This is a genomic window from Sphaerisporangium sp. B11E5, assembly GCF_039871875.1.
Lineage (GTDB): Bacteria > Actinomycetota > Actinomycetes > Streptosporangiales > Streptosporangiaceae > Sphaerisporangium.
In genome coordinates this window covers 19,707-41,492 of sequence record NZ_JBDPMD010000066.1, presented here as the reverse complement: position 1 = coordinate 41,492, position 21,786 = coordinate 19,707, and the positions used below count along the sequence as shown (strand labels likewise).

General features: G+C 73.4%; 21 protein-coding genes and 1 pseudogene. 10 read left to right on the top strand and 12 right to left on the bottom strand.

Annotated elements, in window-relative coordinates:
- A pseudogene (locus tag ABGB17_RS35600) lies at positions 1-1,303 on the top strand (hypothetical protein); the annotation flags it as partial.
- Between the two features lie 514 nt (positions 1,304-1,817).
- On the opposite strand, the gene ABGB17_RS35595 reads toward ABGB17_RS35600, so the two are convergent.
- From ABGB17_RS35595 to ABGB17_RS35575, 5 genes are read right to left on the bottom strand one after another with little or no spacing between them, the layout of a single operon-like run.
- Positions 1,818-2,567 (bottom strand): NRDE family protein, encoded by a 750-nt coding sequence (locus tag ABGB17_RS35595; protein WP_347638160.1) that lies wholly within the window; start codon positions 2,565-2,567, stop codon positions 1,818-1,820.
- 37 nt (positions 2,568-2,604) lie between these two features.
- The gene (locus ABGB17_RS35590; RefSeq protein ID WP_347638158.1) at positions 2,605-3,369 is read right to left on the bottom strand and encodes an SCO1664 family protein; all 765 of its coding nucleotides are present in this window, start codon (positions 3,367-3,369) and stop codon (positions 2,605-2,607) included.
- The gene (locus ABGB17_RS35585; RefSeq protein ID WP_347638156.1) at positions 3,366-3,929 is read right to left on the bottom strand and encodes a DUF3090 domain-containing protein; all 564 of its coding nucleotides are present in this window, start codon (positions 3,927-3,929) and stop codon (positions 3,366-3,368) included. The genes ABGB17_RS35590 and ABGB17_RS35585 overlap by 4 nt, the downstream gene beginning before the upstream one ends.
- A gap of 9 nt (positions 3,930-3,938) precedes the next feature.
- Positions 3,939-4,652, bottom strand: a complete 714-nt coding sequence (locus tag ABGB17_RS35580; RefSeq protein ID WP_347638154.1) for a histidine phosphatase family protein — start codon at positions 4,650-4,652, stop codon at positions 3,939-3,941.
- A 9-nt stretch (positions 4,653-4,661) separates the two neighbouring features.
- Positions 4,662-5,018 (bottom strand): undecaprenyl-diphosphate phosphatase, encoded by a 357-nt coding sequence (locus ABGB17_RS35575; protein WP_347638152.1) that lies wholly within the window; start codon positions 5,016-5,018, stop codon positions 4,662-4,664.
- A 208-nt stretch (positions 5,019-5,226) separates the two neighbouring features.
- Between ABGB17_RS35575 and ABGB17_RS35570 the strand changes: the two genes are divergently transcribed.
- Together ABGB17_RS35570 and ABGB17_RS35565 are read left to right on the top strand one after the other, a co-directional pair.
- On the top strand, positions 5,227-6,174 hold the full coding sequence (locus ABGB17_RS35570) for an aldo/keto reductase (RefSeq protein ID WP_347638150.1): 948 nt from the start codon (positions 5,227-5,229) through the stop codon (positions 6,172-6,174).
- Positions 6,175-6,483: 309 nt separating this feature from the next.
- Positions 6,484-7,467, top strand: a complete 984-nt coding sequence (locus tag ABGB17_RS35565; protein ID WP_347638148.1) for a hypothetical protein — start codon at positions 6,484-6,486, stop codon at positions 7,465-7,467.
- Positions 7,468-7,644: 177 nt separating this feature from the next.
- On the opposite strand, the gene fabI is transcribed toward ABGB17_RS35565, so the two are convergent.
- Positions 7,645-8,409 (bottom strand): enoyl-ACP reductase FabI, encoded by a 765-nt coding sequence (fabI, locus tag ABGB17_RS35560; RefSeq protein WP_347638146.1) that lies wholly within the window; start codon positions 8,407-8,409, stop codon positions 7,645-7,647.
- A gap of 2 nt (positions 8,410-8,411) precedes the next feature.
- Positions 8,412-9,116: a 3-oxoacyl-ACP reductase FabG gene (fabG, locus tag ABGB17_RS35555; protein WP_347638144.1), complete on the bottom strand. Its 705-nt coding sequence runs from the start codon at positions 9,114-9,116 to the stop codon at positions 8,412-8,414.
- Positions 9,117-9,192: 76 nt separating this feature from the next.
- Between fabG and ABGB17_RS35550 the strand changes: the two genes are divergently transcribed.
- Both ABGB17_RS35550 and ABGB17_RS35545 read left to right on the top strand, forming a co-directional pair.
- Positions 9,193-10,692, top strand: a complete 1,500-nt coding sequence (locus ABGB17_RS35550) for a TldD/PmbA family protein (protein ID WP_347638142.1) — start codon at positions 9,193-9,195, stop codon at positions 10,690-10,692.
- On the top strand, positions 10,689-12,056 hold the full coding sequence (locus ABGB17_RS35545; RefSeq protein WP_347638140.1) for a metallopeptidase TldD-related protein: 1,368 nt from the start codon (positions 10,689-10,691) through the stop codon (positions 12,054-12,056). The genes ABGB17_RS35550 and ABGB17_RS35545 overlap by 4 nt, the downstream gene beginning before the upstream one ends.
- Before the next feature lie 150 nt (positions 12,057-12,206).
- Here ABGB17_RS35545 and ABGB17_RS35540 read toward each other — a convergent pair whose 3' ends face one another.
- Positions 12,207-12,419, bottom strand: coding sequence for a dodecin (locus tag ABGB17_RS35540; RefSeq protein WP_347638138.1), 213 nt, complete (start codon positions 12,417-12,419; stop codon positions 12,207-12,209).
- A 101-nt stretch (positions 12,420-12,520) separates the two neighbouring features.
- On the opposite strand from ABGB17_RS35540, the gene ABGB17_RS35535 reads away from it, so the two are divergent.
- Complete coding sequence (locus tag ABGB17_RS35535) at positions 12,521-12,832, top strand: DUF3099 domain-containing protein (protein WP_347638136.1); 312 nt, start codon at positions 12,521-12,523, stop codon at positions 12,830-12,832.
- 300 nt (positions 12,833-13,132) lie between these two features.
- Here ABGB17_RS35535 and ABGB17_RS35530 read toward each other — a convergent pair whose 3' ends face one another.
- The 3 genes from ABGB17_RS35530 to moaA are packed head-to-tail and all read right to left on the bottom strand — an operon-like array spanning position 13,133 to position 14,984.
- Positions 13,133-13,390 (bottom strand): DUF6457 domain-containing protein, encoded by a 258-nt coding sequence (locus tag ABGB17_RS35530; RefSeq protein WP_347638134.1) that lies wholly within the window; start codon positions 13,388-13,390, stop codon positions 13,133-13,135.
- Positions 13,387-13,989 carry a molybdenum cofactor guanylyltransferase gene (locus ABGB17_RS35525; RefSeq protein WP_347638132.1) on the bottom strand — a complete coding sequence of 201 codons (603 nt, stop codon included), beginning with the start codon at positions 13,987-13,989 and terminating at the stop codon, positions 13,387-13,389. Before ABGB17_RS35525 ends, ABGB17_RS35530 begins: the two co-directional genes overlap by 4 nt.
- 5 nt (positions 13,990-13,994) lie before the next feature.
- Positions 13,995-14,984: a GTP 3',8-cyclase MoaA gene (gene moaA, locus ABGB17_RS35520; RefSeq protein ID WP_347638130.1), complete on the bottom strand. Its 990-nt coding sequence runs from the start codon at positions 14,982-14,984 to the stop codon at positions 13,995-13,997.
- 457 nt (positions 14,985-15,441) lie between these two features.
- Here moaA and ABGB17_RS35515 point away from each other — a divergent pair, with 457 nt between their 5' ends.
- The 4 genes from ABGB17_RS35515 (at position 15,442) to ABGB17_RS35500 (ending at position 19,914) form a co-directional block, all read left to right on the top strand.
- The gene (locus ABGB17_RS35515) at positions 15,442-16,440 is read left to right on the top strand and encodes a glycosyltransferase (protein WP_347638128.1); all 999 of its coding nucleotides are present in this window, start codon (positions 15,442-15,444) and stop codon (positions 16,438-16,440) included.
- 237 nt (positions 16,441-16,677) lie between these two features.
- Positions 16,678-17,733, top strand: coding sequence for a 3-oxoacyl-[acyl-carrier-protein] synthase III C-terminal domain-containing protein (locus ABGB17_RS35510; RefSeq protein WP_347638126.1), 1,056 nt, complete (start codon positions 16,678-16,680; stop codon positions 17,731-17,733).
- Positions 17,734-17,780: 47 nt separating this feature from the next.
- The gene (locus ABGB17_RS35505; RefSeq protein WP_347638124.1) at positions 17,781-18,305 is read left to right on the top strand and encodes an isoprenylcysteine carboxylmethyltransferase family protein; all 525 of its coding nucleotides are present in this window, start codon (positions 17,781-17,783) and stop codon (positions 18,303-18,305) included.
- A 220-nt stretch (positions 18,306-18,525) separates the two neighbouring features.
- Positions 18,526-19,914 (top strand): FAD-dependent monooxygenase, encoded by a 1,389-nt coding sequence (locus ABGB17_RS35500; protein ID WP_347638122.1) that lies wholly within the window; start codon positions 18,526-18,528, stop codon positions 19,912-19,914.
- Between the two features lie 115 nt (positions 19,915-20,029).
- Here ABGB17_RS35500 and ABGB17_RS35495 read toward each other — a convergent pair whose 3' ends face one another.
- On the bottom strand, positions 20,030-21,706 hold the full coding sequence (locus ABGB17_RS35495) for a DEAD/DEAH box helicase (protein WP_347638120.1): 1,677 nt from the start codon (positions 21,704-21,706) through the stop codon (positions 20,030-20,032).
- Positions 21,707-21,786 lie beyond the last annotated feature (80 nt).

Here is a 21,786-nt window from a genome sequence, read left to right as displayed (position 1 = left end):
CCCGCCCAACCGCACCCCACCACCCGCCTTCCTGGGCCGTACATCACCACCGGGCACCCCGGCGCCCCCGCCCGCCGTACCGGGCGTCCCCGCACCACCCGTCACATCGAGTCATGCCGCACCACCAGCCACACCAGGCCGTCGAGCCCCGGCACCGGGCGGTCCGGCGTCATCCGGCATACCCGCTCGCCCCGGGACGCCCGGCACCGCGGGCCGCAGGGGGACGACCGGCACCACCGGCCAGACCGGGACGGCCGGCACCGCCGGCCACAGCGGGACGGCCGGCACCGCCGGCCACAGCGGGACGGCCGGCACCGCCGGCCACAGCGGGACGGCCGGCACCGCGGGCCACACCGGGGCCACCGGCACCACCGGCCACACCGGGACCACCGGCACCACCGGCACCACCGGCCACAGCGGGACAGCCGGCACCGCGGGCCACACGGGGGCGCCCCGCATCATGACCGGCTCGGGAACCCCCGGCGCTGCGGGGAGCCTGTCGGCGCCCGGCACCGCGGGCGGCCCGGGGGCACCCGGCGCCGGGGGCCGCCTGGGGGCGCCTCGCACCACGGCCGGTCCGGGGACGCCCGGCAGCGCCGGCCGCCCAGGGGCGGCCGGCGGCACATCGGGCCGCGCGGCATCCGCCGCCGCGGTGCCGGTGGCGCTCGCCGCGGTGCCTCTGGCACCGGGCCCGCAGGAGCCGCCGCCGGAGACACCGGTGAGCGGCAGGCACGGGCGGGGACACCGGGACCGCGCGTACATCATCGCCGGGGCGGCGCTGGCGCTGGCCGTCACGGTGGTGGTCGCGCTGGTCGCCTCACCCGGCGACCCGCCCCCAGCGCGCATCCCCGGCGCGGCGGTGACCCCCGAGGAGCCGGTGACGCCGCCGGCCGCACCGGAGAGCCCCCCGCCGCCGCCCGGCGCGACCGTCGACCCGACACCGGTGCCCTCGCCGACACGCGAGAAGCCGAAGAAGACCGAGAAGCCGGTGCCGGCCCCCCCGGCGGCCACCGCGCACGAGCCGGCACCCGTCCTGGTGGTGAGCCCGGCCCAGGTGCGCGTGAAGTCCGACTACGACTTCGCCGTCAACATCAAGCTGCGGGCCCCGGGCGGCGCGGTGAGCTGGCGCGCCACGATCAGCGAGGGCGCCCTGCTGAGCAGCACCCGGGGACGCATCCGCGCAGGCAGCTCGGCGACCATCACCGCGTACGGCACACCGTACTGCAGCACGTCCAAGGTGCGGTTCACCTCCAACGGCGGCAGCCGCACGGTCACCATCATCTGGGGCGGCGTGCGCTGCTGACCTCCCGAGGGAGACACCGCGGGCCGGCCACCAGGCAAGACGGCGTCCGCCGCCAAGGCCCGGACGGGCGGACGGCACGACCGGCCGGCCCCGAGGCAACGCGTCCGGCCGGGCCGCCCCAAAGCGGCGCACCGGCCCCGCCACCCGAAAGCAGCGTGCGGGAGGGGCCACCCCGGAGCGGTGCACCCGCCCGGCCGTCCGAAGCGGCGCGCGGAACGAGGCCACCCGAAAGGAGCGCACCGGCCCCACCCGGCAGCGCGCGGGCCGGGCCGCCCCAGAGCGGTGCACCGGGCCGACCACCCGAAAGCGGCATGCGGGACGGGCCACCCCAGAGCAGCGCACCGGCCCGGCCACGCGAAGGCAGCGCGCGGGGCAGGTCGCCCCAAAGCGGCGCACCGGCCCGGCCACCCTGAAGTGGCGCGCGGGATGGGCAGCCCGGGAGACGCGCACGGGAGAGGGCGTCGTGGGGGTGGCGTGGGGTGGTGCCGGGACGTCGGCAGCTTCTTGTGGTGGTTCAGTGGGTGCTGTGGGGTGGGGGGTGCACGGTTGTCCAGGTGGACGGGTCGGGGGGGCGGGGGTTGAAGTCGTAGCGTAGGCCTGTGTCGCTGAGGGCGACCAGGGTGAGCGAGGAGGTGCCCCATACGCGGCCGTCGTCGAGTTGGCGCCGTACCACCAGGGCCCGTGGGTCGGTGACGGGCAGGCCGGCGCCTGAGGCGAGTTCCCGCCAGGCCGTCCATGACGTGTCGCCGGGGTCGGTGGCGGACGGGCGGGGGGCGGCGGCGAAACGTGGGGCGAACCACCTGGCCTTGAGGTCGGTGTCCCCGGTGACCAGGCCGTCGTTGACCACGACGTGCAGGCCCGCCGGGAGCTTGTCCTCGGTGAGGTGTTCCCCGTCCCAGTGCCACATGCGCACCCCGCCGAGCTCGGCGACCATCAGGTGGAACGGGTCGTAGACCGTCAGGTCGCCGCCGGGTGGCCCGCCGTGGGCCGCCGCTCGCAGCGGCAGGTCGCCGCGGGACCTGCGGATCGCGGGGGGCGCCGGCCGGCCGACGCCGTTGAGCAGCGCCGCGACCCGGGGGACGGCGGGGTCGGCCGCCAGCCACGTGCCGCCGCCCTGGAGGTCCAGCCCGCCGACGAGGCCGGGGAACCGCGGCCAGTGCGCCGCCGGGCCGCGCCAGGGGCGGTCGGCGAGCTCGTCCCGTACACCGGCGAGCACCACCGGCGTACCCGCGCCGGGCTCGACCCCGGCGATGACCGTGCACACGTGCGTACTTCTCTCTTGCTCGCGGAACCGTCGCGGCTCAGATGGGGGGCCAGGGGATGGCCGGCCAGTCGTCGGACGGGTAGGGGTGGATGCCGGTGCTGAGCAGGCGCCGCACGCGCTCCCAGGTCGCCTCGACCTCGGTCAGGGTGAGCAGCTCGCGCAGCCGGCGGCCGAGCCTGCCGCGCTCGATCTCACGTTCCAGGCGGGCCAGCACGTTCAGCGCCTCGCGGGGCAGCGGCTTGCCGCGCCACTGCCACAACACGGTACGCAGCTTGTCCTCCGGGGAGAAGCACACCCCGTGGTCGACGCCGTAGATGTGGCCGTCCTGCAGCGGCAGCAGGTGGCCGCCCTTGCGGTCGGCGTTGTTGACGACGGCGTCGAAGATGGCCATGCGGCGCAGCGACGGGTCCCGGCTGCGGATCAGCGCCATCAGGTCGACCTCGGGGTCGGTGTCGATCCAGAGCTGGCACATGCCGGGGCCGAGCGGGCCGTCGCGGTAGACGCTGGGCGGCACGATGCGCCACCCGGTGGCCGCGGACACCTCGAACGCGGCGACCTCGCGGGCGGCGAGCGTGCCGTCGGGGAAGTCCCACAGCGGGCGTTCGCCGCGGACCGGCTTGTACACGCATTCGGCGGTGACGCCGTCCAGGCGGATGGTGCAGTAGAGCGTCATGTTGGTCGCCTCGACGAGACGGCCCGCGACCTCGAGCGTGCCCTCGCGCAGCAGGCGCAGGGCGGTGGCGTCGTCGAGTCCCGAAGAACCGGGAATGCTGCTGAGCCGGGGGTCGCTCTCTGCACTCACCTACGGTCCCCCCGGTGGCCGTTGAGCCGGACGCAGATGTGCCCCTCGGCGTCGAGCGGCTGACCGCACAGAGGGCAGGGCGGGCGGCCGGCGGCGACGATCTCCAGGGCGCGCTGGGTGAAGGCCCGGGCGGCCGCCGCGCTGATGTGCACCCGCAGGACGGCGGAGTCGGGCCGGTCGGCGGGGACCTCCTCCTCCTCGGCGTCCTCGTCGCCGGTCAGCTCCTGGGCCTCGATGACCACCTGGGCGCTCTCCGGGTCCCACGCGAGGGCCATGGTGCCCACACGGAAGTCCTCGTCCAGCGGCTGTTCGAGGGGGGCGCGGTCGGCGAGCTCGGCGGGGGCCATGGCGGGGACGGGGGCGGTGCCGCCGCTGCGGCGCAGCACTTCGTCGAGCAACTCGTCCAGCCGATCGGCCAGGACCGCGACCTGGAACTTCTCCAGACCCACGGTCGTGATCCGCCCTTGACCGCGCGCTTGCAGAAAGAAGGTGCGTGATCCCGGTTGCCCTACGGCACCGGCCACGAACCTCTCTGGCGGATCGTAGTCGAAGACCGGCATAGCCCGACCTTACGTGGTCCCGGCTCCGCCGCCGACAGCGGCGTCGCTCTCGGATGGGTTTTCTCCCCCGCCGGCCCCGTCCGAACCCTCGGGTTCCTGGGGTGGGGGGAGAAGATTCTCCACCCCGCCGCCCACATCGTTCACTCTGAGTACGAACGGTCTCAGCGCGGTGTAGCGGATCACGGTGAGCGACGCGGGGTCCGCGGTGACGCGCTGGAACTGGTCCAGGTGGGCGCCGAGCGCGTCCGCGACGATCGCCTTGATGACGTCGCCGTGGCTGCACACCAGGTAGGTCGCCTTCTCACCGAGCTTGGCGTTCCAGTGGCGCACCGCGGCGACGGCGCGGCGCTGCACCCCGGCCAGGGACTCGCCGCCGGGGAAGACGGCCGCGCTCGGGTGGTACTGCACGACCCGCCACATGGGCTCCTCGGACAGCTCCTTCAGCGTGCGGCCGGTCCACTCGCCGTACCCGCACTCGCCGAAACGTTCGTCGGTCTCCAGCGACAGCCCGTCGCGGCCGGCCAGCACGGCGCCCGCGGTCTCCTGGCAGCGCTCCAGGGGGCTGGAGACCACGGCGTCGAGCGTCAGCGGAGCCAGCCGGGCGGCCAGGGCCTCGGCCTGGGCGCGGCCCGGCTCACTGAGATGGACGCCCGGGGTCCAGCCTGCGAGCGCCTGGCCGGTCATCTCGGTCAGGCCATGGCGCACCAGGAGCAATGTGGTCACAACGCAAGCTTATTGGGCTGTGATCACCCCGAGGGACAGCAGGGTCAGCGGGAACGAGTAGCGGGCGGCGGCCTCGCGGGTGAAGCCGAGGAACAGGCCGCCGGTGACGGTGGAGCCCGAGCGGGAGGCGCCTGGCACCAGGGCGAGCGCCTGGAGGCCGCCGATGACCAGGCCGTCGCGCATGGTCAGGTCGCCGAGGGTGGCGCGCTGCCGTCCCACCTGCTCGGCGAGCAGCAGCACCAGGCCGAACACGATCAGCACGGTGGCGTTCAGCCACAGGTCGCGGGCCGGCCCCTCGATGGGGCCCTGGAACACCAGGCCGAGGACGGCGAGGGGGATCGTGCCGAGGCCGATGTACCACCCCATGCGGGCGTCCGGCTTCCGCGCGCAGCGCCGGGGTCCACAGGCTGCGCAGCCACGTCCGGAAGACACGGGTGATGTCGCGCCGGAAGCAGAGGAGCACCGCCGGCATGGTGCCGGGCTGGATCACCGCGGTGAACGCTGAGCTGCGGTCAGACCCATACGGTGGCATGGCGGGAGGCGTGGAGGGGTGACACGGTAACCTGGCCGGATCATGGATCAGCGATTGGTCGGGCGTAGCGGTCTGTCGGTGTCCCGGCTGGGGCTGGGCACCATGACCTGGGGCCGGGACACCTCCGCGGAGGAGGCCGCCGCCCAGCTCGTCGCGTTCGCCGACGCCGGGGGCACGCTCGTGGACACCGCCGACGTGTACGCGGGGGGTGACGCCGAGCGGCTGCTCGGCCGCCTGCTGCGCGACTCGGTGCCGCGCTCGCAGATCGTCGTCGCCACCAAGGCCGTGCTGACCCCGCACGGGCCGCGGTCGCGCAACGCCTCGCGCCGCAGCCTCATCTCGGCGCTGGACGCCTCCCTTGACCGCCTCGGCGTGGACGAGGTCGACCTGTGGCAGCTCCACGCGTTCGACTGCGAGGTGCCGCTGGAGGAGACGCTGGCCGCGGTGGACACCGCCGTCGCCTCGGGGCGCGCCGTGTACGCGGGGGTGTGCAACTACTCGGCCTGGCAGCTCGCCGCCGCAGGGGTGTGGCAGCGCGCGGTGCCCGGCCGGGCGCCCGTCGTGTCGGCACAGGTGGAGTACTCCCTGCTGGCCAGGGAAGCCGAACGCGAGGTGCTGCCCGCCGCCGAGCACGTGGGTGCCGGGGTGCTGGCCTGGTCGCCGCTCGGGCGGGGCGTGCTGACCGGCAAGTACCGCATGGGCATCCCGGCCGACTCGCGGGCCGCCACCCCGCACTTCGCCGACTTCGTGCGGCCCTACCTCGACGAACGCTCGCGGCGCGTGGTGGAGTCGGTCACCACGGCCGCCGAGGGGCTCGCGGTGTCCCCGCTGGCCGTGGCCCTGTCGTGGGTGCGCGACCAGCCCGGGGTGGCGGCGGCCATCGTGGGGGCCCGCACGCACGCGCAGCTCAAGGGAGTGCTGCAGTCCGAGGAGCTGACCCTGCCGATGGAGATCCGCGAGGCGCTGGACGACGTCTCGGCCACCGATTGAACCGGCCGGGCGGGAAACGTGCCGCGGGTAAACCGGAAAGCGGGGTTATCGGCGGCACGGCGCGGCATTCGCCGCCGGGGCGGGGTACCATACGGGCCGCAGGTGGGCGGCGCGCCGGCGGGGATATTCCCTGGGGGGACACAGCGAATGCCGGCGGCGGCCGAACAGGAAACTCACTCGCGTATCACTAGTCGGTACCGAATCGCTCTTTTTCAGAGAATGACCGGCGCTGTGCCACACGATTGTTATGGGAGGCTCGAGAGGGGAGCCCGCGCCTTCCGGGATACGTGGAAACGATGGAGGGGAACGATGCGCAAGGGCACGACCGTCCTCTCGGCGGGAGCGCTGACGCTGGCTCTGAGCGGTGGGGCGGCGCTGCTGGTGACGGCGCCCGCGTTCGCGTCGGCCCCGCGGGTGGCGGGCTGCGAGTGGCTCGCGCCCGGCGAGGGGCGATGCGACCCTGCCCCGGCGGCCGGGCCCGGCGGCGGGTTGCTCGACCCGATCGGCACGGTGGGCGACCTCGTGGAGGACGCCGACCGCGTGCTGGGCGGCCTGCGCCAGTCCGCCGACGACGTGCTCGGCGGCAAACCCTCCGCCAAGCCCGAGCAGAAGGAGAAGGGGAACCCGCACGGCGACTCCTCACCCCCGGGGAACCGGGGCGAGCCATCCGGCCCGCCGGACACCGGCTCCGACCCGGACGACCGCACCGACCACCAGGCCGATCCCCTGCCCGAGGACGACGCCGATCCGGGCGACGACCTGCTCGACCTGCCGACCGGCTGCCTGCCGCTGCTCGGCTGCGACGAGACCACGGACACCCCGGCCCCCTCGCCACCCGCCGGACGGGACCGTTCCACACCGGCCCCCACCGCGCGGCCGCGCGCCACGCCGTCAGGGGGACGCGAGAGCTCGCCGCCCGCCACACCGGAGGCCACGCCGGCCCCCGGCCTCCCCGCGCCTCCCGGAGGCGACCGCGACGGCAGGCTGGAGCGCGCCTTCTCGGCGGAAGCGCCGCGCCACGCCGCCGACATCGACGCCCAGCCGCTCGCCCCGCTGTGGCCGGGCCAGCCGCTGCCGGAACTGGCCGACCCGCTGGCCGCGGGGAAGGTGGTGGTGCCGACCAGGTCCGACGACGCCGCGGGCACCGTGCTCACCGCGATCCTGCTCGCGTCCGCGATCATCGCGGCCCGCGTCGTCCACACCCGCCAGGCCCGCCGCGGCGCCGAGGCGGCGGCGACCATCCCCCTGCAGGGCCTCCACCGCCCCGACACGGGACGGCACCGCCTCGCCTGACCCGCCCGCCGGCCGCCCCCGGTCGCGGGAACTGGGGGTCGCCGGGGGCGAGAGGCGCCGGGATCCGCGACGCCGGGGGCCGCCCACCGCCCCGGCCGCGGAGAGCAACCGGGGAACAGGGGCGGGTGCCGCCGGGGCCCAGGGGATCCAGGAGGCCGGGGTCGCGGGGAGCGGCTGTCAGCCGCCCATGGCGTGGACGCCGCCGTCGACGTGGATGATCTCGCCGGTGGTGGCGGGGAACCAGTCGGACAGCAGGGCGACGCAGGCCTTGGCGGTGGGCAGGGTGTCGGTGAGGTCCCAGCCCATGGGGGCCTTGGCGGGCCAGGTGTCCTCGAACTCGGCGAAGCCGGGGATGCTGCGCGCCGCCAGGGTGCGCAGCGGACCGGCGGCCACGAGGTTCACCCGGATGCCGTGCTTGCCGAGGTCGCGGGCGAGGTAGCGCGAGCAGGACTCGAGGCCGGCCTTCGCCACGCCCATCCAGTCGTACACCGGCCACGCCTTGGTGGCGTCGAAGTCGAGGCCGACGACCGAGCCGCCCTCCTTCATCAGGGGCAGGCAGGCCACCGCCAGCGACTTGAACGAGAAGGTGGACACGTGGACGGCGGTGGCGACGTCCTCCCAGGTGGTGTTGAGGAAGTTGCCGCCGAGCGCGGTCTGCGGGGCGAAGCCGATGGAGTGGAGCACGCCGTCCAGCCCGTCGAGGTGCTCGCCGACCCGGTCGGCCAGCGTGTCGAGGTGGTCGGTGTTCTGCACGTCCAGCTCGATCACCGGCGGCGGCTCGGGCAGCCGCTGCGCGACCCGCTCGACCAGGCTGAGCCGGCCGAACCCGGTCAGCACGACCCGGGCGCCCTCCTGCTGGGCCAGCTTGGCCACGGAGAACGCGATCGAGGCGTCGGTCAGCACGCCGCTGACCAGGATGCGCTTGCCGTCCAGGATCCCCATTTTCAGTGCCCCATCCCAAGGCCGCCGTCCACCGGGATGACCGCCCCGGTGACGTACGCGGCGTCGTCGCTCGCCAGGAACTTGACCACCCGCGCGATGTCGGCCGCTGTGGCGGCCCGGCCGAGCGGGACGTTCTTGAGTATCGCCTGCTGCTGCTCCGGCTCCAGCGCCGACGTCATGTCGGTCTCGACGAAGCCGGGGGCGACCACGTTGACCGTGATGCCGCGGGAGCCGAACTCGCGGGCCAGGGACCGGGCGAAACCGATCATGCCGGCCTTGGACGCGGCGTAGTTGCTCTGCCCGGCCTGGCCGGACAGCGCGACCACCGAGGAGATCAGGATGATGCGCCCGCGCCGCATGCGCAGCATGCCGCGGCACGCACGCTTGGCCACGCGGTAGGAGCCGGTGAGGTTGGTGTCGATGACGTCGGTGAAGGTCTCTTCCTTCATGAGCGGCAGGAGGGTGTCCCTGGTGACGCCCGCGTTGGCGACGACGACCTCGACGGGGCCGTGCTCGGCCTCGGCCTTGGCGAACGCGACGTCGACGTCCTCGGAGCTGGTGACGTCGCACTTGACCCCGAAGAGGCCCTCGGGGGGCTCCCCCGAGCGGTAGGTGACGGCCACGGCGTCGCCGGCCGCGGCCAGTTCGCGGGCGATCGAGAGGCCGATGCCGCGGTTGCCACCGGTTACGAGTACTGATCGAGCCATGCCACCGACGCTATCCCCTACTGGCAGGTAAACCCTTATCCGCGCCGTACAAGATCACAGGGCTAGGATCGTGGACATGCGCCAGATCGATCCGGACTTCCTCGCCCTTCCGCTGCGGGAACTCGCCGACGCCGCGCTGCAGCGGGCCCGTGACCTGGGCGCCGAGCACGCCGACTTCCGCCTGGAACGGGTGCGCGGCGAGACCCTCAGCCTGTTCGACGCGCGGCTGGAAGGGTCGCTGGACGCCGACGACCTCGGGTACGCCGTGCGCGTCATCAGGGACGGCACCTGGGGGTTCGCCGCCGGCATCGAGCTGACCCCCGAGGCCGCCGCCGCCGTCGCCGAGGAGGCGATCGAGGTGGCCAAGGTCGCGGCCCCCATCAACCGTGAGCCGGTGGAGCTGGCCCCCGAGCCGGTGCACGCGGGCGTCACGTGGGTGTCCTCCTACGAGATCGACCCGTTCGAGGTGCCGCTCAGGGAGAAGACCTCGCTGCTCGCCGACTGGTCGGCCGGGCTGCTGAAGGACCCGCGGGTCGACCACGTGTCGGCGTCCCTCATGCAGGTCAAGGAGCAGAAGTTCTACGCCGACACCGCGGGCACCGACGCCACGCAGCAGCGGGTGCGCGTCCACCCGGTGCTGACGGCGATGCGCGCGGCGGACGGGCGCTTCGACGACATGCGCACCCTGGGGCCGCCCGCCGGGCGCGGCTACGAGTACCTCACCGGCACCGGGTGGGACTTCGTGTCCGAGGTGGCGGTGCTGCCCGAGCTGCTCGAGGAGAAGCTCAAGGCGCCCTCGGTGGTGGCGGGCAAGTACGACCTGGTGATCCACCCGTCCAACCTGTGGCTCACCATCCACGAGTCCATCGGGCACGCCACCGAGCTGGACCGCGCGCTCGGCTACGAGGCGGCGTACGCGGGCACCAGCTTCGCGACGTTCGACAAGCTCGGGGTGCTGGAGTACGGCTCGCCGATCATGAACGTCACCGGCGACCGCACCGCCGAGCACGGCCTCGCGTCGGTCGGCTACGACGACGAGGGCGTGGCCACCCGGCAGTTCGACATCGTGCGCGAGGGACGGCTGGTGGGCTACCAGCTCGACCGGCGCATGGCACTGCTGATGGGGCTCGGCCCGTCCAACGGGTGCGCGTTCGCCGACTCCCCCGGGCACGTGCCGCTGCAGCGCATGGCCAACGTCTCGCTGACGCCCGCGCTCGACGGCCCGAGCACCGACGAGCTGATCGGGCGGGTGGAGCGCGGCATCTCCGTCATGGGCGACAAGTCCTGGTCCATCGACATGCAGCGGTACAACTTCCAGTTCACCGCCCAGCGGTTCTATCTGATCGAGAACGGGCGCCTCACCGGGCAGTTGCGCGACGTCGCCTACCAGGCGACCACCACCGACTTCTGGCGGTCGCTGGAGGCCGTCGGCGGCCCGCAGACGTACTACCTCGGCGGGGCGTTCAACTGCGGCAAGGGACAGCCGGGGCAGATCGCGCCGGTCAGCCACGGCTCCCCGTCGGCGCTGTTCCGCGGGGTCAAGGTGCTCAACACCGTTCAGGAGGGTGGAAAGTGACTCCTCAGGAGACCGTCGAGCGGGCCCTTGAGCTCAGCAAGGCCGACGACTGCGTCGTGATCGTCGACGAGGGGTCCACCGCGAACCTCCGCTTCGCCGGGAACACCCTGACCACCAACGGCGTGAGCCGTTCGTCCAGGCTCACGGTGATCTCGGTGACCGGGCAGGGCGTCGGCGTGGTGTCACGCTCGGCGGTACGGCCCGACCAGCTCGCCGACGTGGTGACGGCCGCCGACCTCGCCTCGCACGAGGCGCCGCCGTCGGAGGACGCCCGCGCGCTGGTGCCGGGAGACCGGTCGCCCGACTGGGACCAGCCGGCCGAGCCGACGTCCATCGGGGTGTTCCGGTCGTTCGCCCCGGCGCTCGGCGAGGTGTTCGGCGGGGCCGAGAGCGCGGGGCGCAAGCTGTACGGGTTCGCCGAGCACCTGCTCACCACGACGTTCGCCGGCTCCTCGACGGGGCTGCGGGTGCGGCACGACCAGCCGACCGGGCGGTTCGAGCTGAACGCCAAGTCGCCGGACATGTCCCGCTCGGCGTGGACCGGGGTGGCGACCCGCGACTTCACCGACGTGGACGTCGCCGCGCTGGACGCCACGCTGGCCCGCCGGCTCGACTGGGCCAAGCGGCGGCTGGACCTGCCGCCCGGGCGGTACGAGACGGTGATCCCGCCGTCGGCGGTGGGCGACCTGATGATCTACCTGTACTGGTCGTCGGGGGCCCGCGACGCCGCGGACGGCCGCACGGTGTTCTCCAAGGCGGACGGCGGCACCCGCGTCGGGGAGTCGCTGACGGGCACGCCGGTCCGGCTGTACAGCGACCCGGCGGCGCCGGGCATCGAGAGCGCGCCGTTCGTGATCGCGCACACCAGCGGGCGCGAGCAGTCGGTGTTCGACAACGGGCTGCCGCTGACGGCCACCGACTGGATCAAGGACGGCACGCTGACGTCGCTGATACAGACCCGCCACTCCGCCGAGCTGACCGGGCTGCCGGTCACCCCGCAGATCGACAACCTGATCATGAAGGGGCCCGCGGGCGGGCGCACGCCCGAGGAGATGGTGGCGGGCACCGAGCGGGGGCTGCTGCTCACCTGCCTGTGGTACATCCGCGAGGTGGACCCGCAGTCGCTGCTGCTCACCGGGCTGACCCGGGACGGGGTGTACCTCGTGGAGCACGGCGAGATCGTGGGCGAGGTCAACAACTTCCGGTTCAACGAGAGCCCGGTGGACCTGCTCGGCCGCATGACCGAGGTCGGCGCCGAGGAGCAGACGCTGCCCCGGGAGTGGAGCGACTACTTCACCCGGTCCATCATGCCGGCCGTGCGGGTGCCGGACTTCAACATGTCCACGGTGAGCCAGGCCAACTGACACCGTCCTTCGCCGGTGCCGGGTCGTTCGTCCCGGCACCGGCTCGGCCACGCGCGGGGCGGCGGCCCTTCCCGCTTCGGTCCTGCGGGCGGTCAGGAGTCGCTCGGGCTGTTCACGAGCCCTTCCGGCCGTGCCGGGCTCTCCCGGCCGTCAGGAGTCCTCCAGGCGGAAGCCGACCTTCATGCCCACCTGGTAGTGCCCGATCTCGCCGTCCTGGATGTGGCCGCGCACCTCGGTGACCTCGAACCAGTCCAGGTGGCGCAGAGTCTCGGCGGCCCGGCGGATCCCGTTCCGTATCGCCTGGTCCACGCTCTCGGGGGACGTGCCGACGATCTCGGTCACGCGGTACGTACGATCCGTCATCCTGTTCTCCTCACATGGGCGGCCCTGACCTTGATCGTATGACGCCGGGCCCTCTCGTGCCGCCTCCCACCCCGGTGCGCCGTGGGGCTACCGTGGATGGTGTGAAGGTCAGGCGCGACCGCAAGGTCGTACACCAGGTCACCGACGCGCAGCCGTCCCTCTCCGCCGACATCGGTCGCCGTGAGAAGATCTATTTCGTCCAGATGGGCATCCGCACCGTGTGCCTCATCCTGGCCGTGGTGCTGAACGTCCCCTGGCCGATCCGCCTCGTTTTCGTGGCCGGAGCCGTCTTCCTCCCCTACTTCGCCGTGATCGGCGCCAACCAGCCGAACCGCGGAGCGAGCTCGGGCTTCGACGCGGAGAAACCTAACCAAACCGAGATACCACGCCACCGACGCGAGATCGGGTCGTGACTAACTCTTGACGCAACCCATGGGTTGTAGGTGTACGCTTTAAGCAAGCGCTCTGGTCCCCCGTCGGAGCGCTCGTGCCGGCGTTCCGGGCCCCCGTCGGAACGCCGATGAAGCGACGCCGGGTGGTTTGCCCCCGTAACCACCCGGCGTCGCCCATTCTCGGACCTTTGTCCGTTTCTCTCAGCGCCGCACTCTCTCGCCGTTATCGGTACTCCACGGCACCGAGCCGGGTGTCCACATCCGGCCACTTTCCCGCGGCCCCGCGGGGACGCTCCTTCACCGGCGCCGTGACGGCGGGGGTCAGTGGTCGCCCAGGGTCTCCGCGGTGGCCTGGCCCCAGTTGCGGGCCAGGGCGGTGAGGCGGGCGTGGGCGTCGGGCGGGGCGGTGCCGGCGCCCTGGGCCAGGCCCAGCAGATAGGCCGTCAGGGGGGCGGCGGGGCGTGCCACGCCGTGGGCCACGTCCCTCGTCAGGTCCAGGACGGCGTCGCGGTCCACGGTCTCCTGGTCGATGCCCAGCTCCTTGCAGACCAGGGCCGTCCACTCGGCCAGCACGTTCATCGTGTCCTCCATGGTGTCGTTCCGCGGGCGGTGGCCAGGTCGGCGGGGGTGTCGCAATCGAACCACGGCGGAGGGGCGGAGTCCTCGAACCGCGGGGTGAGACACACCGGACCCAGAGGGCTCAGCAGGCCGTGGAGGGAACGGCCTTCGTAAGCGCGCAGAGCTTCCCTGAGAGGGGCGGTGCGCCACACCCCGGCGAGCCACTGCTCCCGGCCCTCGTCGTCCACCAGGACGGCCCCGGCGGCGGCCTCGGACGCGCACAGCAGGCGGGTGACGTGATCGGAGCGCAGGAACGGCAGATCCGCGGCGAGCAAGGCGATCCAGGGCGCCGTGACGGCCTGGAGACCCGCCCGCAGCGCGGGTACCGGACCGCCGCCCGGCGGGCTCTCCTGGACGAACAGAGCCCCGTCCAGGCCGGTCCGTGCGGGGCCCACCACCACCAGACGCGCCGCGCCGGGGACGGCGGCCGCGACCCGCTCGATCAAGGGGCGTCCGCCCACCTCCGCGCCGGGCTTGTCGGCCCCGCCGAACCTGCGTGCCGCGCCTCCGGCGAGCACCACCGCGTCGTACCGCGCCGCCGCCTCGGGTGTGCCGGGCATGGGTCTCAGCCGCCGATGGCCGACATGGGGCGGGAGGGCTGGAGGAACGCCGGGTCGTCGATGCCGTGGCCGGCGCGCTTGACGCGGACGGCGGACGTCCAGCGTGCGGCGATCTCGTCGTCGGTGGCGCCGCCGCGCAGGGCGGCGCGCAGGTCGGACTCCTCGGTGGCGAACAGGCAGTTGCGTACCTGGCCGTCGGCGGTGAGCCGCACCCGGTCGCAGGCGCCGCAGAACGGCCGGGTGACCGAGCCGATCACGCCGACCCGCGCGGGGCCGCCGTCCACGAGGAAGATCTCGGCGGGGGCGCTGCCCCGGCCCGCCGGATCGTCCGGCGTGAGCGAGAACTCCCGGCTCAGCGCCTCCAGGATCTCGTCCGCGGTCACCATGTCCTCGCGCCGCCACCCGTGCTGCGCGTCCAGCGGCATCTGCTCGATGAACCGCAGCTCGTACCCCTGCTCCAGGCAGTACCGCAGCAGCCCGGACGCCTCGTGCTCGTTGACGCCGCGCATCAGCACGGTGTTCACCTTCACGGGGAGCAGCCCGGCCTCCACGGCCGCGGAGAGCCCGGCCAGCACGTCCGCCAGCCGGTCCCGGTGCGCGAGCCGCACGAAGGTCTCGCGGTCCAGCGTGTCCAGGGAGATGTTGACGCGGTCGAGGCCCGCCGCCGCAAGCGGCGCGGCGAGCCGGGCGAGACCGATGCCGTTGGAGGTGATGGACACGTGCGGCCGCGGCCGCAGCGCGGTGGTCCGCGCCACGATGCCGGTCAGCTCGCGACGCAGCAGGGGCTCTCCCCCGGTGTACCGCACCTCGGTGATGCCGAGCCGCTCCACCCCGATCGCGACGAGCCTGCAGATCTCGTCCGCGGTCAGCAGCTCAGGCTTGGGCAGCCAGTCCAGCCCCTCCGGCGGCATGCAGTAGGCGCAGCGCAGATTGCACCGGTCGGTCAGCGACACCCGAAGGTCCGTCGCCACCCGCCCGAAGGAGTCGACTAGCACCAAATCCTCCTCTTCCCCCCACACAACCCAGCCGGTCCGACATCACCCCGACCCCTCAACCCTACGGTCCCCCCGCGCCCTTGCCGGACGACCGGACCCCCTCACACTAAACACCTCCGCACCGACAAACCCCGGCGCCCCCCGGCCGATTCCCGCCGGCCGGGACGGGACGGCGCGTTAACCGGCTCGGGTGAACACGGCACCTGACTTTCTTTACGGCAATATGGATATTCGGCTATTTCTATCGCTACTCAGGTATATAGCGTCATCGGGTGTTTTGCCCTAACATGAGGCCGTGGCCGCGATTAATGAACGCATCCGGCGAATTCGTGGACGACGTACGTTTTCCCGTGCCGTCCGGGCGACCCCCCCACCGTCCCTCCCCCACTCCGGCGACGACGCGCCCCTGACCACGGAGAGCGCGGAGGCGCGACGGCCGCCGCTGCCGGTGAGTGTGATGTCCGAGTCGGCGTACACGGTGCGCGGCCACGGCGTCCACAGTGTTTTCGAGGAAAGCGTACGCGCCGTCGATGACATGCCGGATTTCACCCGTGTTTCTGGAAGACGCGCCTACCGGCGTGACGTAATTCTCCACGTTCACACCATGGGCCCGATCGCCGTGATCCGGATGCTGGCCCACCGCGGCCCGAAACTGATCAGCGCGCACGTCACCCCGGAGACGCTCGCCGGCAGCATCAGGGGCAGCCACCTGGTGCACGGCCTGGTGCGCAAGTACATGCGGGCCGTCTTCGACATGGCCGACCTGGTGCTCTCGGTCAGCAAGGCGACCACGACGGAGCTGGAGGAGCTCGGGGTGCGCGGCCCCATCCTCCCGATGAGCAACGCGATCGACGAGCGGCGCATCCGCCCCCTGCTGGACCGGCGCGCCGAGCTGCGGGCCGGCTTCGGCTGGGACGACCGGGCGGTGGTGCTCGGCGTGGGGCAGATCCAGCCGCGCAAGGGGGTGGAGGAGTTCGTGGCGTGCGCCAGGAGCCTGCCGCACCTGCGGTTCGTCTGGGTGGGCGGCATGCAGTTCGGCCTGCTCTCCGACGCCCGCGAGGAGCTGACCCGGCTGCGCGCGGACGCCCCGGCCAACGTCACCTTCACCGGCCTCGTGCCGCGTGAGGACGTCTTCGCGTACTGCGCCGCCGCCGACGTGTTCTTCCTGCCGTCCAAGCACGAGACGTTCGGCCTCGCCACCCTCGAGGCCGCGACCGCGGGCCTGCCGCTCGTCCTCACCGACCTGCCCTGCTACCAGGAGTGGCTCAAGGACGCCTACCTGCACGCCGGGACCGTCCCCGAGTACGTCGCCCTGCTGCGCGGCCTGGAGGACGCCGCCACCCGCGCCCGCTGGGGCGCCCTGGCCTCCCGCACGGCGGTCCGCTACGACTCCCGCATGCTCACCGACGGCCTGCGTGAGGCGTACCTGCTGGCCGCCGCCCGCCACCGTCCCTGACGCCGGCGCCGCTCTCACCTTCGGCCTGTTCCCGTCACCTCGTCCCCGGCCCGCCCGGCGTGCGCACGCACCGCCGGGGGCCGGATTCCGGCATCCGGGAAACGGCCGGGATCACCGTCCGCATTGATTGCGCGACCGGGTGCAATTCCGCTGATCACCTCGGGTCGCGCGAGGCATGGCCCCTGCGGGGATGGGCAAACTTCAGGTGTCCCCCACTCTCGGCGAAGCGGGAACCCTATGACCCGAATCACCGCTGTGCACGGTGTGCTGCCCCCCAACCGCTACCCCCAGTCCGAGATCACCGAGGCTTTCGCCCGCATCTGTCTCCCCCCGGACGCCGACCGGCGGCTGCTGCGCCGCCTGCACCAGGCGGCACGCGTCGAGTACCGGCACCTGGCGCTGCCGCTGGAGGAGTACGGCAAGCTCGACGGCTTCGGGTCCGCCAACGAGGTGTTCGTCGAGACCGCGGTCGAGCTGGGCGCCGAGGCGGTGAGCGGCGCGCTGGAGGCGGCCGGGCTGACGCCGCGCGACGTGGACATGATCATGTTCACGTCGGTGACCGGCATCGCGGCGCCCTCCATCGACGCGCGGCTCGCCGGGCGGCTCGGGATGCGGCCCGACGTCAAGCGCCTGCCCGTCTTCGGGCTCGGCTGCGTGGCGGGCGCGGCCGGCATCGCCCGGCTGCACGACTACCTGCGCGGGTGGCCCGACCACGTGGCCGTGCTGCTGTCGGTGGAGCTGTGCTCGCTCACGTTGCAGCGCGCCGACGCGACGCCGGTCAACTTCGTGGCGAGCGCCCTGTTCGGGGACGGCGCCGCCGCCGTCGTCGCCTGCGGGCCCGGCCGCCGCCCGGACGGCCCCGGCGTCACGGTGGTGGGGGCGCGCGGGCACCTGTACCCGGGCACCGAGTCGGTGATGGGCTGGGACGTCACCGACAGCGGGTTCCGCGTGGTGCTCGACACGAGCGTGCCGGACGTCGTGCGCACCCACCTCGCCGACGACGTGCACGGGTTCCTCGGCGACCACGGGCTGACGCCCGCCGACGTGACGGCGTGGGTGTGCCACCCCGGCGGCCCGAAGGTGCTCGACGCGGTCGCGGAGACCCTGGAGCTGCCCGCCGGGGCGCTGGACGTCACGTGGCGGTCGCTGGCCGGCATCGGCAACCTGTCGTCCTCGTCGGTGCTGCACGTGCTGCGCGACACGCTCGAACGGCAACCGCCGCCCGGCACGCCGGGGCTGATGATGGCCCTCGGCCCCGGGTTCTGCTCCGAGCTCGTCCTGCTGCGCTGGTGACGGCGCATCCGGGCCCGTTGATCGCCTGGCCCGTATCGTTCGGAGACATGTCCTTCTGGTACGTACTGCTGGTCCTGCTCGTCGGGGTGGAACGGCTCGCCGAGCTCGTGGTCGCGCGGCGCAACGCCCGCTGGAGCCTCGCCCGCGGCGGCCGGACGTTCGGCGCGGGCCACTACCCGTGGATGGTCGCGCTGCACACCGGGCTGCTCGCCGGCTGCCTGCTGGAAACCGGCCTGCTGGACCGCCCGTTCACGCCCGCGCTCGGCTGGCCGATGCTCGCCCTGGTCGTCGCGGCGCAAGGCCTGCGGTGGTGGTGCATCACGGCCCTCGGCCCCCAGTGGAACACCAAGGTGATCGTGGTACCCGGGCTGCCGCTGGTGACGCGCGGCCCCTACCGGCTGCGATGGCTCCGGCACCCCAACTACGTGGCGGTAGCGGTGGAAGGTGCGGCACTGCCACTGGTGCACGGCGCATGGATCACGGCCCTGACCTTCACCACGCTGAACGCCGCCCTGATGGTGGTACGGATCCGCTGCGAGGAGCGAGCCCTCACCCTCGGAGAACCCACGTGACCGACACCTGGACAGCCTCCGTGACCGACCCTCCCGGAGGGCCCACGTGACCGACACCCGGACAGCCCCCGTGACCGACACTCCCGGAGGGCCCACGTGACCGGCACCCGGACAGCCCGCGTGACCGACACCCGGACAGCCCCCGTGACCGACACTCCCGGAGGGCCCGCGTGACCGGCACCCGGACAGCCCGTGTGATCGACGCTCGTGGAGGGTCCGCGTGATCGACGTCCTGGTGGCCGGCGGCGGTCCCGCCGGCCTGGCCACCGCCGTCAACGCCGCGCTCGCCGGCATGAGCGTCGTGGTCGTGGAACCGCGCGCCTCCCCCGTGGACAAAGCGTGCGGCGAGGGCCTGATGCCCACCGGCGTCGCGGCCCTGCACGCCCTCGGCGTCCACCCCGCCGGACATCCCCTGCGCGGCATCCGCTACCTCGACCCCCACAGGCACGCCGACGCCCCCTTCCGCGCCGGCCCCGGCCTGGGCGTCCGCCGCACCTGCCTCCACGCCGCCCTCACCGCCCGCGCCGCCGCCCTCGGCGTCCGGGTGGTCCAGGGGAAGGTCACCGGCGTCCGGCAGGGACCGGACTCCGTGGAGGCGCAGGTCCGCACCCTCCGGACCACCCTGCCGCGTGGCACGGCCGCCATGGACGGCACGCAGGGCCGGAACATCGCGGAGATCCTGGTCGACGCGGGCACCATCGGTACCTCCAGCACCATAGGCACCGCAGTCACCACTGGCATCGACGCCAGGACCATAGGCACCGCAAGCACCATCGACGTCGACGCACGTACCGTCGGCAACGCGAGCACCGTGGGCGGCAACGCGAGCACCGTTGACAACGCAAGCACCACCGACCACGTCACCGCAGACAACGCGAGCACCACCGGCAACGCCACCACCGACAACGCCAGCACCACCGACAACACGAGCACCATGGACAACGCGAAGACCATGGGGGACGCGGAGACCGAGACGTTCCGGGCGCGCTGGCTGGTGGCTGCCGACGGGCTGCGCTCGCCGTTGCGGGACATGCTCGGTCTCGGGCTGCCGGAGGGCGCGGCGGCGCGGCGGTACGGCCTGCGCCGCCACTACCGGGTGGCTCCCTGGACCGACTTCGTCGAGGTGCACTGGGCGGCGCGGAGCGAGGCGTACGTGACCCCGGTGGCCGACGACCTGGTGGGGGTGGCCGTCCTCGGCTCGGAGAGACGGACCTACGACGAGCACCTGAGCGCGTTCCCCGCCCTGCTGGCCCGCCTGACCGGGCCGGCGGCGACCTCCGTACGCGGCGCCGGCCCCATGCGCCGCCGCGTACGATCCCGCGTCTCCGGACGGGTGCTCCTGGTCGGCGACGCCGCCGGCTACCTGGACGCCCTGACCGGCGAGGGCGTCTCCCTGGCCCTGCTGTCCGCCGAGGCCCTGGTCGCCGCCCTGCGCGCGGGACACCCCGAGTCCTACGACCGTGCCTGGCTCCGCCTCTCCCGCACCCACCGCCTCCTCACGGGCGCCCTGCTCGCCGCCCGCCGCCACCCGGCCCCGGCACGCCTCATCGTCCCGGGCGCCCGCGCCCTGCCCCGCGTCTTCTCCGCCGCCGTGAACGCCCTCGCCTGACCCCGCCGTACGGAGGGCGCCGGGTCCGCCGTGCCACCTCCCGGAGAGACCCGCAGCGCCGCGCACGCGGGAGAAGGCCGTGCGTGGGAGCAGAGGCGCGCCTGGCGGGGCGAGGTCAGCGGGATTCGAATCTTTCGCGGCGAACGGTGGGCTTCTTGCCCTTGATGGTGCTCTGGCGGAGGGCGGCGATGACGTCGTCGGTGGCGTGGTCGGGGACCTCCACCAGGGAGAAGCGGTCGGCGATCTCGATGGCGCCGATGTCGCGGCCGCTCAGGCGGGATTCGTTGGCGATGGCGCCCACCAGGTCCTGGGGGCGGATGCCGGAGCTGCGGCCGGCGCCGATGAAGATGCGGGTCATGCCGCGGCCGGGGGTGCGGGGACGGCGTTCGTCGCGCACGGGGTCGCGGCGGGGGCGGCCTTCGCGTTCGGCGCGCAGGGGGACGTCGGGGATCTCCTGGTCGTCGGCGGCGCCTCCGCCGGCCTCGTGGGCCAGTTTGACGGCCGCCATGGCGATCTCCATCACGTCGAACTCGTCGGCGAGGGTGTCCACCACCACGCGGAAGTGCTCCAGGTCGTCCTCGAGGATGCTCTCCTCCAGGGCGGCGCGGGTCAGCTCCAGGCGGCGGGCCCGCAGGTCGGCCACGGTGGGCACCTTCTCGACGGTGATGCGGTTCTTGGTGACCCGCTCGATCGTCTTCAGCATGCGGTGCTCGCGCGGCTCGGCCAGTGTGATCGCCACGCCCTCGCGGCCGGCGCGCCCGACGCGGCCCACGCGGTGCACGTACGACTCCGGTGCCGAGGGGACGTTGTAGTTGACCACGTGGGTGAGGTGCTCGATGTCGAGCCCGCGCGCCGCGACGTCGGTCGCCACCAGCAGGTCGGCGGTGCCGTTGCGCAGCCGGGCCATGACGCGGTCGCGCTGCTCCTGGCCCATGCCGCCGTGCAGGGCCTCGGCGCGGTAGCCGCGGCCGTTCATGGTCTCGGTGAGGCTGTCGACCTCCTCGCGGGTGCGGCAGAACACGATGGTCGCCTCAGGCGCCTCGACGTCCAGCACCCGCCCGAGCGCAGCCGGCTTGTGCGCCCGCGGCACGACGTAGGCGCTCTGCCGGACCAGCGGCCCCTCCCCCGGCGCGGTGGGCTCCCGCTCGATCTGCACCCGCTCGGGCTGGCGCAGGTGGCTGCGCGCGATGGCGTCGATGCGGGGCGGCATGGTGGCGGAGAACAGCACGGTCTGCCGCTCGGCGGGCGTCTCCTGCAGGATCGCCTCGATGTCGTCGGCGAACCCCATGTCGAGCATCTCGTCGGCCTCGTCGAGGACCACCATCTCCAGCGAGTCCAGCCGCAGCGTCTTGCGCCCGATGTGGTCCAGTGCCCGCCCCGGCGTGGCGACCACGACGTCCACTCCTCGCTGGAGCTCGCGCAGTTGCCGCCCGATCGGCTGCCCCCCGTAGATCGGCAGCACCCGGGTCCCGAGATCGCGCCCGTACCGGTGCACCGCCTCCGACACCTGCACCGCCAGCTCCCGGGTCGGCACCAGCACCAGCGCCGTGGGTGCCTCCCGCGTCCCCCCCACCCGCATCCGCTGCAGGATCGGAAGCGCGAACGCCGCCGTCTTCCCCGTCCCCGTGGCGGCCTGCCCCAGCAGGTCACGCCCGCTGAGCAACAGCGGGATCGCCTCCCGCTGGATCGGCGTCGGCTCCTCATACCCGAGATCACCGAGCGCCTGCAGCAACTCAGGCCGCAGCCCGAGCTCGGCGAAGCTGGCGGTGTCATCGATGGCGTCGGGGGTCATGATCGGGCTCCTCGTTCCTGACGGACGCACATGAGGTGTCTGCACCCCATGTTCCACTGCGACGGCATGCTCAACGTCCG